Here is a 15,358-nt window from a genome sequence, read left to right as displayed (position 1 = left end):
GGCGCTGCCCTACCGTTCGTTCCCGGGTCGGACCGGGTCGAGGGTGATGTCGTCGGTGGGTTCGCCCGTCGGCTCGTCCGTCGGCTCCTCGGTCGTCGGCTCGTCCGTCGGTTCCCCGGTCGTCGGCGTATCCGTCGGCTCCTCGGTGGTCGGCTCGTCCGTCGGTTCCTCGGTCGTCGGCTCCTCGGTCGGTTCCTCGGTCGTCGGCTCCTCGGTCGGGGTGGTCGGCGTCCAGGTCGGCTGGACGGCCGCGCCCTGGTCGGTGTCGAGGTCGAACTTGGCGTCCGTCTTCGTCACGCCGAACATGTACGCCGCCCAGACCTCCGCCGGGAAGCCGCCGCCGTCGACGCGGTCCCGGCCGCCGGCGCCGTACATCTTGGTCTGCGCGTGCGTCTTGGCGTCCTCGCCGAACAGGCCCACGGAGGTGACCAGGTCGGGTGTGTAGCCGGTGAACCAGGCGGACTTGTTGTCGTCGGAGGTGCCTGTCTTGCCGGCCACCTTCTGGCCGTCCCGCTCGGGGTTGTCGCGCACCGACCGGCGCGCCGTACCGTCGTCGACGACGCCGGTCAGGACCGAGGTCACGGTGTCGGCGGTCGCGCGGCTGATGACCTCGTCGCCGATCGCCTCCGGGAAGGTGACCTTGCGGAAGTCGTGGTCGACCGACTTGACGAGGGTCGGGGTGACCTTCTTGCCGTGGTTGTTGAGGGTGGCGTAGACGCCGGCCATCTCCATGGGGCTGGCGCCCATGGTGCCCAGGGTCTGGGCGGGCACGGCCTGCTGGCCCTTGGTGTCCATGCCGAGGTCGCCGGCGACCTTCATCACCTCGGGCATGCCGACGTCGACGCCCATCTGCGCGAACACGGAGTTCACGGACTTGTTCATCGCCGTCTGGACGGTGACGTCGCCGTAGTTTCGGTCGTCCTCGTTCTCCGGGGCGAACCCGACCTTCCGGCCGTCCTCGACGACCGGGCGCTTGCTCGTGCCGTCGTAGATCGTGTCGGCGGTGATCGGGTTGCCGTCCTGGGTCTCGGCGTTCTCCTCCAGGGCCGCGGCGAGGATCACCGGCTTGAACGTCGAGGCGGGCTGGTAGTCCCTGCGGGTGGCGTTGTTGAGGTAGTGCTTCAGGTAGTCCTGGCCGCCGTACATCGCGACGACCGCGCCGTTCTTCGGGTTCACGGAGACGGCGCCGGCCTGGATGTTCGCGTCGACCTTGCGCTTCTTCGGGTCCAGTTCGGCGGTCAGCTGGGCGCGGGCGGCCTTCTCCAGCGCCTTCTGCTTCTTCTTGTCGATGTTGAGGGTGATGGTCCAGCCGCCCTCGTCGACCATCGCCTCGGCCTGCTTCAGGTCCTCGGCGGTGCCCTGGTCGACGAGTTGCTTCTCCAGCGCGCTGTCGGCGGCCTTCACCAGATAGCCGGTCTGGCCCCCCATGCCGGGGTCCTCCTTGACCGGCTTGGGCTCCTCGAACTTCATGCCCGCGCGCTCGGCCTTGTCGAGCCAGCCCTGCTCGACCATGTTGTCCAGTACGTAGTTCCAGCGGGCCTTGGCCATCTGCTTGCCCTTTTCACTGGCGAGGGCGAAGTCGTACTGGTTCGGCGCCTGGAGCAGCGCGGCGAGGTAGGCGCCCTGCTCGACGCTGAGGTCCCTGGCGTCGACGCGGTAGTAGGCCTGGGCGGCGGCCTGGATGCCGTAGGCGCCGCGGCCGTAGTAGCTGGTGTTGATGTAGCCGGCGAGGATGTAGTCCTTGGACTTCTCCCGGTCCAGCTTCAGGGAGATGACCAGTTCCTTGAGCTTGCGGGTGACGGTCTGTTCCTGCGTCAGGTAGTAGTTCTTGACGTACTGCTGGGTGATCGTCGAGCCGCCCTGGGCGCCCTTGCCGGTGAGCGTGTTCGCCAGACCCCGGGCGGTGCCCTTCAGGTCGACGCCGGAGTCCTTGAAGAAGGTCTTGTTCTCGGCGGCGACGAAGGTCTTCTGCACGGGCTTGGGCACCTCGGCCAGATCCACGATCTCGCGGTTGAGGTCGCCCCTGCGGGCCAGGACCGAGCCGTCGCTGTACTTGTAGACGTTGCTCTGGAGTTTGGCCTCGGCGTTCCCCTTCGGAATGGGGATCAGCATGTACAGCACGATGAACGCGGCCATGCCGAGCAGGACCAGACCGAGGAACGTGCCGAGGATCTTCTTCCAGGTGAACAGCCGGCGTATCCGGCCCTTGCCGTCGGCGCCCTTGCTCCCCTTCTTCGCCGCCCGGCGGGCCGCGGCACGGCCTCCCTCGGCGGCCGGCGGGCCCACCACGGTGGCCGGCGCTTCCTCCGCGGCAGCCGACGGCGTCCCGGACGAACCGCGGGGCGCGGCCCGGCGCCCGGCACGCTGACGCGCTCGTCTGTCTTCCGCTCGTCCCATGGGTCCGTTCCGCTCCGCTTCGGTCTTGTGTGCACTCCTGCCACACAGGTTCGCCGCTCAGGTCAGCTCAGAAAGCTAACACCCGAAGTTGTGACAAAGGGCAGTCGATCCGGTCCATTACGGACGTGACAATCAGCACCTGCCCCAACGGAACCGACGACTGAGGGATGCATAGGGTTGCTTGCGCAGGGTAAAGTGATAGCACTTAGATAGTGTAGAGCTAGTGGCACAGCCGCCGGCTCCCCTAAGGAAACGGGGGAAATCACCCATGTCGAACGAACCGAGCACGACGCACGCCGAGACCGGCGCCAAGGCCGCCACCGCCGACGTGCCCGACATGCCAGCGCCACGCGTCCGGGAGTTCACGGCCCACAGCATCGGCGGCGGCCTCGCCCTGCTGCTCGGCCTGCTCGGCCTGCTGATCGGCGCGGGGCTGATCGCGAGCGCCGTGACCGTCTCCGGGGCCGGGGGCAAGGCGGCACTGATCGTCGCCGGCATCGTGGTCGCCGTGGCCGCGCTGCTGGCGATGTCCGGCCTGAACATGGTCGCCCCCGGCGAGGCACGGGTCGTCCAGCTCTTCGGGCGGTACCGGGGGACGATCCGGGAGGACGGACTGCGCTGGGTGAACCCCTTCACGTCCCGCACTAAGATCTCGACGCGGGTGCGCAATCACGAGACGGCCGTCCTCAAGGTCAACGACGCCTACGGCAACCCCATCGAGCTCGCCGCGGTCGTGGTGTGGAGGGTGGAGGACACCGCACAGGCCACCTTCGAGGTGGACGACTTCCTGGAGTTCGTCTCCACCCAGACCGAGGCAGCCGTCCGGCACATCGCCATCGAGTACCCGTACGACGCCCATGACGAGGCCGGACTGTCGCTGCGCGGCAACGCCGAGGAAATCACCGAGAAGCTCGCCGCCGAACTGCACGCGCGCGTGGAGGCGGCCGGGGTCCAGATCATCGAGTCCCGCTTCACGCATCTCGCGTACGCCCCCGAGATCGCCTCGGCGATGCTCCAGCGGCAGCAGGCCGGCGCGGTCGTCGCGGCGCGGCGGCAGATCGTCGACGGAGCGGTGGGCATGGTCGAGGCGGCCCTCGCGCGGATCTCCGAGCAGGACATCGTGGAGCTGGACGAGGAACGCAAGGCGGCGATGGTGTCGAACCTGATGGTGGTGCTGTGCGGCGACAGGGCCCCGCAGCCGGTCCTCAACACCGGGACGCTCTACCAGTGACGGTTCCCTCCGATCCTCCCGAGGACACCGCGGGCCCGACCCCCCGGCGTCGGCCGCAGCAGCGCAAGCAGGTGCTGCTGCGGCTCGACCCGGCCGTCTACGAGGCGCTGGCACGCTGGGCCGGTGACGAACTGCGCTCGGCCAACGCCCAGATCGAGTTCCTGCTGCGCCGCGCGCTCGCCGAGGCCGGGCGGCTGCCGGGCGAGGCCAAGCCGATCCCGCGGCGCGGCCGGCCACCCGCGAATCCGCCCGCGCACCCACCCGTCAACCCACCCGCGAATCCGGGCGCGAATCCGGGCGAGCCTCAGTAGCAGAACCGTGACATTCGGCCTCCACCTGGGCCGTCGCAACCGCGCCGTACCCACCGCCACGATCTGCACACTCGGCGTATACATGGTGCGTATACACACCATGTAGAGTCATGGCCATGTCCATCGGTCACACCCTTCTAGGGCTCCTGGAGTCGGGCCCCCGCCACGGTTACGACCTGAAGCGGGCCTTCGACGAGAAGTTCGGTCACGACCGGCCGCTGCACTACGGCCAGGTCTACTCGACGATGTCCCGCCTGCTGAAGAACGGCCTCGTGGAGGTCGACGGCATCGAGCCGGGCGGCGGGCCCGAGCGCAAGCGGTACGCCATCACCGACGCCGGGATCACCGACGTCCAGCAGTGGCTCGCGACGCCCGAGAAGCCCGAGCCGTATCTCCAGTCGACCCTCTACACGAAGGTCGTCCTCGCACTGCTCACCCGGCGCAACGCGGCCGATGTCCTCGACACCCAGCGCTCCGAGCATCTGCGCATGATGCGGATCCTCACCGACCGCAAGCGCAAGGGTGACCTCGCAGATCAGCTGATCTGCGACCACGCCCTGTTCCACCTCGAGGCCGACCTTCGCTGGCTGGAACTCACCGCCGCACGCCTGGACAAGCTGGCCGAGGTGGTGACCAAGTGACCGCGCCTCCCGGTTCCCTGCTCGCGGCCGAGAACCTGCGCAAGGCCTACGGCCCGACCGTCGCGCTCGACGGTGCCGAGTTCTCCATCCACCCGGGCGAGGTCGTCGCCGTGATGGGGCCGTCCGGCTCCGGCAAGTCGACCCTGCTGCACTGTCTCGCCGGGATCGTGCCGCCCGACTCGGGATCCATCACCTACAACGGCCGCGAACTGGCCACCATGAGCGACGCCCAGCGCAGTGCCCTGCGGCGCTCGGAGTTCGGGTTCGTCTTCCAGTTCGGGCAGTTGGTGCCGGAGCTCACCTGCGTCGAGAACGTCGCCCTCCCGCTGCGGCTGAACGGCACGTCCCGCAAGGACGCCGAGCAGGCCGCCCTGACCTGGATGGAGCGCCTGGAGGTCGACGACCTGCGCAAGAAGCGGCCCGGCGAGGTCTCCGGCGGACAGGGGCAGCGCGTCGCCGTCGCCCGTGCGCTGGTCACCAACCCGCGTGTGCTGTTCGCCGACGAGCCGACCGGCGCGCTCGACTCCCTCAACGGCGAGCGGGTGATGGAGCTGCTGACGGACGCCGCCCGGTCCACCAACGCCGCCGTCGTCCTCGTCACCCACGAGGCGCGGGTCGCCGCCTACTCCGACCGCGAGATCGTCGTACGGGACGGCAAGTCCCGGGACATGGAGCGCGTCGTATGAGTGCCGTCAGCCGCTGGGCCAAGGACCTGGGCATGGGCGTCCGGTTCGCCTTCGCCGGTGGACGCGAGGGATGGGTCCGGGCCCTGCTGACGGCCGTCGGCGTCGGGCTCGGGGTGGCCCTGCTGCTGTTGACGACCGCGATCCCGAACGCGCTGTCCGAGCGCGACCGGCGCGGCAGCGCCCGGGACGACTTCACCTACAGCGGGACGGTGCTGCCGAAGGAGGTCGACACGCTGATCGTCGCCAGCGCGGACACCAAGTACCGCGACGACGACGTACGGGGGCGGCTGCTGGAGCGCGAGGGGCCGCTGGCGCCGCTGCCGCCGGGCGTGGACGAGTTCCCCCCGAAGGGCGAGATGATCGCCTCGCCCGCGCTGCAGAAGCTGCTGAAGTCCGACTCCGGCAAGCTGCTGCGGGAACGCATCCCCTACCGGGTCACCGGGACCATCGAGCAGGCCGGCCTGATCGGACCCACCGAACTCGCCTACTACGCGGGCGGCTCGGGACTCGCGGATCAGCTGGCCTCGGGCACCGTCGAGCGGATCGACTACTTCGGCCCCTCCTCCGCGGTGCAGGACGACTCGCTGGATCCGATCCTGATCCTGCTGATCATGATCATCTTCGTGGTGCTGCTGCTGCCCGTCGGTGTGTTCATCGCGGCGGCCGTGCGCTTCGGCGGCGAGCGCCGCGACCGTCGGCTGGCGGCGCTCAGGCTGGTCGGCGCGGACGGGCGGATGGCGCGCCGGGTCGCGGGCGGCGAGGCGCTCGCCGGGGCACTTCTGGGTCTTGTCCTCGGCACCGGCTTCTTCCTGGCGGGGCGCCACCTGGCGACTCTGCTGAAGGTGCGGGACATCAGCGTGTTCCCGAGCGACCTCACCCCGTCGATCGCGCTCGTCCTGCTGGTCGCCGTCGCCGTACCGGCGGCGGCGGTCCTGGTGACGCTGCTCGCGCTGCGCGGAGTCGTCATCGAGCCGCTCGGCGTGGTCCGTACGACGAAACCCCCGCGCCGTCGGCTGTGGTGGCGGCTGCTGCTGCCGGTCGGCGGTCTCGCGCTGCTGTACCCGATGGTGGGACAGGGCAACGACAACGGGAACTTCAACGAGTGGATGGTCATCGGCGGCACCGTGCTGCTGCTGGTCGGTGTCACCACCCTGCTGCCCTGGCTGGTCGAGGCCGTGGTGGCCCGGCTGAACTCGGGGTCGGTCGCCTGGCAACTGGCGGTCCGCAGGCTGCAGTTGAGCAGCGGTTCGGCAGCTCGCATGGTCAACGGCATCGCGGTCGCGGTGGCCGGTGCGATCGCGCTGCAGATGCTGTTCTCCGGAGTCGAGCGCGACTACACCGAGCAGACCGGCAATGACGTGAACCGCGCCCAGATGACGGTCTCCGTGAACGGCGACGTCCCGCTGAACGACGTCGCCCGGCAGTTGGGGGACACCGAGGGCGTGCGCCGGGCGTCGGCCCTCTCGCTGGGCACGCTCGGTGAGAAGGCGAAGGAAGCGGAGTACTCGCTGGAGCTGGCCGTCGGCAGCTGCGCCGAGCTGCGCGAGGTGGCGCGTCTGAAGTCCTGCCGGGACGGGGACACCTTCCGGATCGTCGGCGGCGACTTCGAGGACGGCTCGGAGAAGATCGTCAAGGCGGGCGGCACCCTGTACTTCGACCCGCACTACAGCGGATCGAAGAGCCACACCGTGGCGTGGAAGGTGCCCGGCGACGTCAAGACGGCGGCGTCGCGCGAGGACCCGACCGGCTACGAGCGCGGCGGCATGCTGTTCACCCCGGGCGCGCTGCCCGAGGGGGCCGAGGCCGGCCTCGCCCAGCGGGTGTTCCTCTCGCTCGACCCGTCGGTGCCGGACGCCGCGGACTTCGCGCGCAACACGGCAGCGCGGATGGACCCGCTGGCGGACGTGTTCACGCTGACCACCACCCGGGAGTCCCTGGAGTTCCGCTCCATCCGCAACGGGCTGTTCGTCGGCGCCACCTGCGTCCTGCTGCTGATCGGGGCGAGCCTGCTGGTCTCCCAGCTGGAGCAGCTGCGCGAGCGCAAGAAGCTGCTGTCGTCCCTGGTGGCCTTCGGCACCCGGCGCCGCACGCTCAGCCTGTCGGTGCTCTGGCAGACGGCGATCCCCATCGCGCTGGGCCTGCTGCTGGCGTCGGTCGTCGGGCTGACCCTGGGCGCCGTCCTGCTGAAGATGGCCGGCTCGCCGGTGACCGTGGACTGGGCGAGCGTCCTGACCATGACGGGCGTCGGCGCCGGAGTCGTCCTCGCGGTGACCGTCCTCAGCCTGCCTCCGCTGCTGCGCCTGATGCGCCCGGACGGCCTGCGCACGGAGTGATCGACGGGGTGCTCAAGGGGGCCGGGTCCCAGGACTCGGCCCCCAGGTCGTGTCCGCACCGTCGCCTCGCGGGGCAGGCGGGACTTTGCGGACACGGCCTACCGCCGCTCCCCCAGCACCCGCACCGGCAACGGCCGCAAGGCATCGCGCAGAGCCGACGCCAGTTCCTCGTACTCCGCGGCGCGGGCCGCCCCCGTTCGCATGGCGAGGGCGACGCGGCGGGTGGGGGCCGGGTCGGCGAAGTAACCGGTGAGGAGTTGGCTGCTGCGGGTCGTCTCCAGCTTGAGGGCGGTGCGCGGCAGCAGGGTCACCCCCATGCCGCCGGCCACCAGCTGGACCAGCGTGGACAGCCCGGCCGCCGTCGTGGTCACGGGCGCGTCCTCGCGCCCCGCCTCCCGGCAGATGTCGAGGGCCTGGTCGCGCAGGCAGTGACCCTCGTCCAGCAGCAGCAGGTTCAGTTCCCGCAGCGCCTCCCGAGGAATCCCCTCCCGGCCCCCGAGCCCGTGATCGAGCGGGGTGACCAGCACGAAGTCCTCGTCGAAGAGCGGGAGTTCGGTGACACCGGGCACCCCGAGCGGAACGGCGAGCAGCAGCAGGTCGAGGCGGCCCGTGGTGAGGCCGTCGACCAGGCTCGACGTCTGCTCCTCGTGCACCTGGAGGTCGAGGTGCGGATACCGGTCGTGGGCGAGCCGCAGCACGGTGGGCAGAAGGTACGGCGCGACGGTGGGGATGACGCCGAGGCGGAGCGCCCCGGTGAACGGGGCCCGGACGGCCTCGGCTTCCTCCATCAGCGCCCCGACCTCCGCCAGCACGGCCTTGGCCCGCACGGCCAGCCGCTCCCCCGCGGGCGAGAGCAGCACTTTGCGGGTGGTGCGTTCCACGAGCGTCACCCCGAGTGACTCCTCCAGGGCTGACACGGCACCGGACAGAGCGGGCTGGCTCATGCCGATCGCGGCGGCGGCGTCCCGGAAGTGAAGGTGCTCGGCCACGGCCGCGAAGGCACGCAGCTGGGCGAGACTGGGCTGTCTCCTCTTACCTGCGGTCACTGATAGAACCCTCCGATCAACCCGACCGAGTGTAGCTATTTCCCGTATCAATGCAGCCTGTGCCAGGATCGGTAAGGTCCAACCCAAAGGGAGACACCTGTACCGATCAGGTGTCTCTTCGCTGCAAGGAGAGCGCGTGCTCACTGTCGGTGACAAGTTCCCCGAGTTCGAACTGACCGCCTGCGTCTCGCTGGAGAAGGGCTCGGAGTTCGAGACGATCAACCACAAGACCTACGAGGGCAAGTGGAAGATCGTCTTCGCCTGGCCGAAGGACTTCACCTTCGTCTGCCCCACCGAGATCGCGGCCTTCGGCAAGCTGAACGAGGAGTTCGCCGACCGCGACGCCCAGGTCCTCGGCTTCTCCGGTGACTCGGAGTTCGTCCACCACGCCTGGCGCAAGGACCACGACGACCTGCGCGACCTGCCGTTCCCGATGATGGCCGACTCCAAGCACGAGCTGATGCGCGACCTCGGCATCGAGGGCGAGGACGGCTTCGCCAAGCGTGCCGTCTTCATCGTCGACCAGAACAACGAGATCCAGTTCTCCATGGTGACCGCCGGCTCCGTCGGCCGTAACCCCAAGGAGGTCCTGCGGGTCCTCGACGCCCTCCAGACGGACGAGCTGTGCCCGTGCAACTGGACCAAGGGCGAGGACACCCTGGACCCGGTCAAGCTGCTCGCGGGAGAGTGACCCCATGTCCCTCGACTCCCTCAAGTCCCGCATACCGGACTACGCCAAGGACCTGAAGCTCAACCTGGGCTCGGTCATCGGCAATTCGGACCTCCCGACGCAGCAGCTGTGGGGCACGGTGCTCGCGACCGCGATCGCCGCGCGCTCCCCGATCGTGCTGCGCGAGCTGGAGCCGGAGGCGAAGGCGAACCTCTCGCCGGAGGCGTACGACGCGGCGAAGTCCGCGGCGGCCGTGATGGCGATGAACAACGTCTTCTACCGGACCCGGCACCTGCTCTCCGACCACGAGTACGGCAACCTGCGCGCGGGTCTGCGGATGAACGTCATCGGCAACCCGGGTGTCGACAAGGTCGACTTCGAGCTGTGGTCGTTCGCGGTGTCCGCCATCAACGGCTGCGGCATGTGCCTCGACTCGCACGAGCAGGTGCTGCGCAAGGCGGGCCAGGACCGTGAGGTCGTCCAGGAGGCGTTCAAGATCGCGTCCGTGATCCAGGCGGTCGCGGTGACGCTGGACGCGGAAGCGGCTCTGGCGGAGTAGCGGTTCCCCCGGGAACACGAAGGCCCGTTCACCCTGCGAGGGTGAACGGGCCTTTCCCATTGCGGGGCCCTCTTATCGCGGGGCCCTCTCATCGGGGGCCCCGTCTCATTCCTGCGACGCCGGCGTGTCCTTGCCGGGCGGTGGCGTCTGTGCGGGTGCCCCGCCCAGCGCCGTGGCGCCGTGCGGTTCGGGCGCGTAGCGACCCGACGCCTCCTGCGAGTACGCCCGCAGATACCCCACGATCGTGTTCGACACCGCCACCAGCGGTACGGCCACCACCGCGCCGCCGATGCCGGCGACCATGCCGCCGGCCGCGACCGCCAGCACGACCGCCAGCGGATGGACGCGGACCGCGCGCCCGAGGATGAACGGTTGGAGGATGTGGCCCTCGATCTGCTGGACGGCCAGGACCACGACGAGGGTCATCACCGCGGTGAAGACGCCCTGGGTCACCAGCGCCACGACCACGGCCAGCGCGCCGGAGGCCACGGCACCGACGAGCGGGATGAACGAGAACAGGAAGATGAAGACGGCCAGCGGGACGGCCATCGGCACATCCAGGAAGTAGATGCCGATGCCGATGAATACGGCGTCGATCAGGGCGACCAGGACCGTGCCGCGCACATACGCGGTGAGCGTCGCCCACGCGCGCGGGCCGGCGCCGGCGACGCCCGGCCGGGCCGCGGCGGGCACCAGCTTCAGCGTCCATTCCCAGATGCGCTTGCCGTCGTAGAGCAGGAACAGCGTCGAGAAGGCGGCCAGCAGAATGCCGGTGAGGGCCTCCACGACGACCGTGACGCCTTCCAGACCGGCCGAGGTGATCTCCTCGGTGTTGGCGCCGACGGCCTCGCGGAGGTTCTCGGCGATCTCGTTGATCTGCTTGTCGGTGACATGGAACGGGCTGTTGAGCAGCCAGTTGCGCAGTTCGTCGATGCCGTCCTGGATCTCGTCGGAGAGGTTGTCGATGTTCTCCATGACCTGCCAGGTCACGAACCAGCCCATCAGACCGATGACCACGAACCCGAGGATCGCCGTCAGGGCGGTCGCGAGCCCGCGCGGCACACCGCGCCGCATCAGCCAGGCCACCGAGGGCTGCATCAAAGCGGTGAGCAACAGGGAGATGACGAACGCCAGCACGACGAGCTGTACGGCGCTGATGACCCGCATCAGCACCCAGACCGTGCCGGCCAGCACCAGCAGCCGCCAGCCGGCCTCCGCCGCGACCCGTACGCCCCATGGCACGACCTGTGCGGGGTCGGGTCGGGGCGCCGCCGCCGTGGGCGGGTAGTCGGGCGGCCTGGGGACGTGGTCGTCGGGCGGCGGGGTGTCGGCCGCGGCGGAGCCGGTCTCGGGCGACCGCCCGGCCGGCTGGAGCTCGGAGTCCTCCCGCTCCACCGCGGCGCGGCGCTCGTTCAACCGTTCACTCATCTTCGTCAGTCCGGCGCCGAGCCGACCGAGCCACCTTGGCACTCGCGACATGATCCGTCCTCTTCCCCCGTCTGTCCCCACCACTCCCCCCTGGAGTCGTTGCGTCCGACCGTACATGGCACCGTCCGCGGACACGCGAAAGCCCCTCACCCGAAGTCGGTGAGGGGCTGCGCGACGGTCGAGCGGCGGCTCAGTACCAGTGGTTGGCCTGCCAGAAGTCCCAGGCGCCGCACGGGCTGCCGTAGCGGTCGTTCATGTAGTTCAGGCCCCACTTGATCTGGGTGGCCGGGTTCGTCTGCCAGTCGGCGCCGACGGACGACATCTTGGTTCCGGGCAGGGCCTGGAAGAGGCCGTAGGCACCGGAAGAGGGGTTGACCGCCTTGTAGTTCCAGTCGGACTCGTGGTCGACGATGTTGCTGAAGCACTGGAACTGGCCGCTGGGCACCATCTGGCGCGCCATCGACTGGATCTGCGAAATGCTGTACGAGCCCTGGACCGGGAAGTCGGCAGAGGAGGACCGGGAGGCCTTCGTCGCGGCCTCTTCACGCTCCTTGGCTGCCTGCGCCGCCTTCTCGGCGGCTTCCTTCTTGTCCTTCGCCGTCTGTGCGGCAGCCTTGCGGGCCGATTCCTCAGCGTCCTTCTTGGCGGTCGCGTCCGCGGCGATCGCCTGGACGTCGGCCTGGGCCGTGAGGGACTCGGTCTGTACCTGGGCCTGCTGGCCCGCGGGTATGTCCGCGAGGAGCGTCGAATCGGCTGCCGTCGCCTCGGCGTCGTTGTTCTGCGCGGTGCTGCCCGAGGCAACGCCGACGACGCTTCCGACAGCGGTGACCGCGGTGGCCGACGCCACTGCGAATCCCCTGACCGAAATCGGACTCACACGGTTTCCTTCCAGCATCGCCCGCTTCGGTGACCCTGGCGGACGCAATCGTGCCCCTGGCGCTGGCCTCCCAACTGCGGGGTCACGGGAGGCACGGACCCGGTGGGCAACTCCCGTGCAGAGAGCGCCGCGTGAAGACTCGGGCGGCATACGACGACGCTATGGAGTTGGCTGTGTGCTGCTGTGGTGCCATACCGCTGGGGGTACAGATGTGTCGTATGCGGGGCCTGACAGGAGTGAGACTCTGCCGTACCCCGACACCGCAAGGCAATTCTGCGTTGCGTGTTAAAGCTCACACCTCGTTTGTCCCAGGTGATTTCCGGAAAGCTGCACACGCCAAGGCGCCGCCCGGCTAGGCTTTTCGCCTTTTCGGACGGCGCCAACTACTGCGTAACCAGCCTCAATTGGCTGGAGTTTCTCAGATCTGCCCGTCTTCGAGCATTTCGGTCACAAGGGCCGCGATCTGGGACCTCTCGGACCTCGTCAGCGTGACGTGGGCGAAGAGCGGATGTCCCTTCAGCTTCTCCACGACGGCGACCACACCGTCGTAGCGTCCGACCCTGAGGTTGTCCCGCTGGGCCACATCATGGGTGAGAACCACCCGCGAATCAGCACCAATTCGGGACAGAACAGTCAGCAGGACATTCCTTTCCAGCGACTGCGCCTCGTCCACGATCACAAACGCGTCGTGCAGCGAACGGCCGCGGATATGGGTGAGCGGCAGGACTTCCAGCATGCCGCGCGCGGTGACCTCTTCGATGACCTCGCGGCTGGTGACCGCGGACAGCGTGTCGAAGACCGCCTGGGCCCAGGGGCTCATCTTCTCGGCCTCGGTGCCCGGCAGATAGCCGAGCTCCTGCCCCCCGACCGCGTACAGCGGCCGGAAGACCATCACCTTCTGGTGCTGACGCCGCTCCAGCACGGCCTCCAGACCCGCGCACAGCGCGAGCGCCGACTTGCCGGTGCCGGCCCGGCCGCCCATGGACACGATCCCGACGTCCGGGTCCAGCAGCAGATCGAGCGCGATCCGCTGCTCGGCGCTGCGCCCCTTGATACCGAAGGCCTCCCGATCGCCGCGCACGAGGCGGACATTGCCGTCGGGGGCGATCCGGCCGAGCGCCTTGCCGCGCTCGGAGTGGATCGTCAGCCCGGTGTGCACGGGCAGGCCGCCGGCCTCGGGGACGTGGATGTGTCCTTCCTCGAAGAGGATGTCCACCTGTTCGCCGGGCAGGGTCAGTTCGGACATTCCGGTCCAGCCGGAGGAGTCCGTGATGGCGAGTTCGGCGCGGTACTCCTCGGCGAGGAGACCGACGGACGAGGCCTTGATCCTGAGCGGCAGGTCCTTCGACACGACGGTGACGTCGAACCCCTCGGCCTGCAGATTGCGGGCGACCGCGAGGATACGGGAGTCGTTGTCCCCCAGGCGGTAGCCGGAGGGCAGCACGCTGGGGTCCGAGTGGTTGAGCTCGACACGCACGGTCCCGCCGAGGTCCCCGGTCGGGATGGGGGCATCGAGACGGCCGTACCGCACCCGCAGGTCGTCGAGCAGGCGCAGTGCCTGCCTGGCGAAGTAGCCGAGTTCGGGATGGTGCCGCTTGGCCTCCAGCTCCGTCACCACGACGATGGGGAGCACGACCTCGTGCTCGTCGAAGCGGCTCAGGGCGTTCGGGTCGGCCAGCAGGACGCTGGTGTCGAGGACGTAGGTGCGCCGGTCTGGCTTGTGGCGCTTTGTGCTGGTCACCACGGAAGGACGTACCCCCTCGGATGAGGTCGGGGAGCGACGGAGTGGGAGCTGGGCCGGGAGTGTGGGGATCCCGACCGGCAGGGTGAGACGAACCCGACCGGTCGACGGCCGCTCTGCACGGGCCGAAAACCGGCCCTCCGCGTCTTCTTCCGTGCTGAGACCGCACGGTGGGGCTGGTGCAAAGGGCCTCCCGGGCGGACGGCTCCGGCGCCGCCCGCTGAGATACGACACCCGTGGTTCGGGTGTCGACCTGCTTGCCTTATGCCCTCGAACAAGCGCTGCCATGCCGATGCATATGACGGCGCGCTGGTGAACTCCTTGTTACTTCTGCCCCTGACCGCCCCCGCGGCGAGGTGTGTCAGCCGCCGTAGCGGCGGTGCCGGGCGGCGTAGTCGCGCATCGCCCGCAGGAAGTCGACCTTGCGGAAGGCCGGCCAGAAGACGTCACAGAAGTAGTACTCCGAGTGGGCCGTCTGCCAGAGCATGAATCCGGACAGCCGCTGCTCGCCGCTGGTACGGATCACGAGGTCCGGGTCGGGCTGGTCGCCGGTGTAGAGGTGGCGGCCGATCATGTCGATGTCGACGGCCTCGGCGAGCTCCTCGAGCGGGGTGCCCTTGTCCTGGGCGTCGAGCAGCATCGAGCGCACGGCGTCGGCGATCTCCTGGCGCCCGCCGTAGCCGATGGCGACGTTGACCACTATTCCGTCGACGTGCGCGGTGGTCTCCTCGGCCTCCTTGAGGATGGTCTGCATCCCGGACGGCAGCAGGTCGGGCGTGCCGACGTGGTGCACCCGCCAGCGGCCGTCGGCGGCGAGGGCGCGGACGACGTCCTCGATGATGCCGAGCAGCGGGACGAGCTCTTCCTGCGGGCGGTCGAAGTTGTCCGTCGACAGCAGCCAGAGCGTGACGACCTCGACGTCCGTCTCACTGCACCAGCCGAGGAACTCCTCGATCTTCTCCGCGCCGACCCGGTGACCGTGCACGGTGGAGGAGCCCGCCGCCTTCGCCCAACGCCGGTTGCCATCCATGATCACGCCGATGTGCTTGGGCACCTGAGCGTGGTCCAGGTGGCCCTCCACCCGGCGTGCGTACAGCCTGACCAGCAGGTTACGCAGCTTGTCGCGCAGGTTCACGTGATTGTCAGCCCCTCCGTACGGATCGGACAGGCGCGGCCCCGGCGCGGTCGCGGTGGTCGCGATGATGGGTGCGCGGCGGTGGTCGCGGCGCGGTCGAGGCGGTCCCTGTCCCTATGGCGGTCCCCGGAGGCGAAGCCTACCGCTGCGGGGCTTGGGCCGGGTTTATGGGGGGCGGGGAGTCGGGTGGGCGTCGTAGGCGGGGAAGGGGGAGTCGGTGTGCGCCGGGGGGGTGCCCCTATGGGTTTCGTCAAGCTGATGGGGCGGGCTGTGGGTCGTAGAAGGTGCCGTCGCGGAGCATCG

General features: G+C 69.3%; 13 protein-coding genes. 7 read left to right on the top strand and 6 right to left on the bottom strand.

Annotated elements, in window-relative coordinates; genetic code table 11:
* Positions 1-9: 9 nt before the first annotated feature.
* The gene (locus ACHBTE_RS21150; RefSeq protein WP_394725556.1) at positions 10-2,397 is read right to left on the bottom strand and encodes a transglycosylase domain-containing protein; all 2,388 of its coding nucleotides are present in this window, start codon (positions 2,395-2,397) and stop codon (positions 10-12) included.
* Between the two features lie 268 nt (positions 2,398-2,665).
* On the opposite strand from ACHBTE_RS21150, the gene ACHBTE_RS21145 reads away from it, so the two are divergent.
* The 5 genes from ACHBTE_RS21145 to ACHBTE_RS21125 all read left to right on the top strand — a co-directional run bounded on the left by ACHBTE_RS21145 (position 2,666) and on the right by ACHBTE_RS21125 (position 7,599).
* Positions 2,666-3,628, top strand: a complete 963-nt coding sequence (locus tag ACHBTE_RS21145; RefSeq protein ID WP_394725555.1) for an SPFH domain-containing protein — start codon at positions 2,666-2,668, stop codon at positions 3,626-3,628.
* Positions 3,625-3,939, top strand: a complete 315-nt coding sequence (locus ACHBTE_RS21140) for a hypothetical protein (protein WP_394725554.1) — start codon at positions 3,625-3,627, stop codon at positions 3,937-3,939. Before ACHBTE_RS21145 ends, ACHBTE_RS21140 begins: the two co-directional genes overlap by 4 nt.
* A 116-nt stretch (positions 3,940-4,055) precedes the next feature.
* A complete protein-coding gene (locus ACHBTE_RS21135) occupies positions 4,056-4,580 on the top strand; it encodes a PadR family transcriptional regulator (protein ID WP_394725553.1) in 525 nt (174 codons plus the stop codon).
* Entirely contained in the window at positions 4,577-5,266 is a 690-nt protein-coding gene (locus tag ACHBTE_RS21130; protein WP_394725552.1) for an ABC transporter ATP-binding protein, read from the top strand. Before ACHBTE_RS21135 ends, ACHBTE_RS21130 begins: the two co-directional genes overlap by 4 nt.
* Positions 5,263-7,599 carry an ABC transporter permease gene (locus ACHBTE_RS21125; RefSeq protein WP_394725551.1) on the top strand — a complete coding sequence of 779 codons (2,337 nt, stop codon included), beginning with the start codon at positions 5,263-5,265 and terminating at the stop codon, positions 7,597-7,599. Before ACHBTE_RS21130 ends, ACHBTE_RS21125 begins: the two co-directional genes overlap by 4 nt.
* 98 nt (positions 7,600-7,697) lie before the next feature.
* Here ACHBTE_RS21125 and ACHBTE_RS21120 read toward each other — a convergent pair whose 3' ends face one another.
* The gene (locus tag ACHBTE_RS21120) at positions 7,698-8,645 is read right to left on the bottom strand and encodes a LysR substrate-binding domain-containing protein (protein WP_394725550.1); all 948 of its coding nucleotides are present in this window, start codon (positions 8,643-8,645) and stop codon (positions 7,698-7,700) included.
* Positions 8,646-8,781: 136 nt separating this feature from the next.
* Here ACHBTE_RS21120 and ACHBTE_RS21115 point away from each other — a divergent pair, with 136 nt between their 5' ends.
* The gene (locus ACHBTE_RS21115) at positions 8,782-9,336 is read left to right on the top strand and encodes a peroxiredoxin (RefSeq protein WP_394725549.1); all 555 of its coding nucleotides are present in this window, start codon (positions 8,782-8,784) and stop codon (positions 9,334-9,336) included.
* 4 nt (positions 9,337-9,340) lie between these two features.
* The gene (locus ACHBTE_RS21110) at positions 9,341-9,874 is read left to right on the top strand and encodes an alkyl hydroperoxide reductase (protein ID WP_394725548.1); all 534 of its coding nucleotides are present in this window, start codon (positions 9,341-9,343) and stop codon (positions 9,872-9,874) included.
* Between the two features lie 105 nt (positions 9,875-9,979).
* Here ACHBTE_RS21110 and ACHBTE_RS21105 read toward each other — a convergent pair whose 3' ends face one another.
* The 4 genes from ACHBTE_RS21105 to ACHBTE_RS21090 all read right to left on the bottom strand — a co-directional run bounded on the left by ACHBTE_RS21105 (position 9,980) and on the right by ACHBTE_RS21090 (position 15,055).
* Positions 9,980-11,353: an AI-2E family transporter gene (locus ACHBTE_RS21105; protein WP_394725547.1), complete on the bottom strand. Its 1,374-nt coding sequence runs from the start codon at positions 11,351-11,353 to the stop codon at positions 9,980-9,982.
* 139 nt (positions 11,354-11,492) lie between these two features.
* Positions 11,493-12,197, bottom strand: coding sequence for a transglycosylase SLT domain-containing protein (locus tag ACHBTE_RS21100; protein ID WP_394725546.1), 705 nt, complete (start codon positions 12,195-12,197; stop codon positions 11,493-11,495).
* A 400-nt stretch (positions 12,198-12,597) separates the two neighbouring features.
* A complete protein-coding gene (locus ACHBTE_RS21095; protein WP_394725545.1) occupies positions 12,598-13,923 on the bottom strand; it encodes a PhoH family protein in 1,326 nt (441 codons plus the stop codon).
* Between the two features lie 358 nt (positions 13,924-14,281).
* Positions 14,282-15,055, bottom strand: a complete 774-nt coding sequence (locus tag ACHBTE_RS21090; RefSeq protein ID WP_394725544.1) for an isoprenyl transferase — start codon at positions 15,053-15,055, stop codon at positions 14,282-14,284.
* Positions 15,056-15,358 lie beyond the last annotated feature (303 nt).

The organism is Streptomyces sp. M41, from assembly GCF_043673425.1.
In the GTDB taxonomy this organism is placed as follows: domain Bacteria; phylum Actinomycetota; class Actinomycetes; order Streptomycetales; family Streptomycetaceae; genus Streptomyces.
This window is presented reverse-complemented; position numbering and strand designations above follow the sequence as displayed.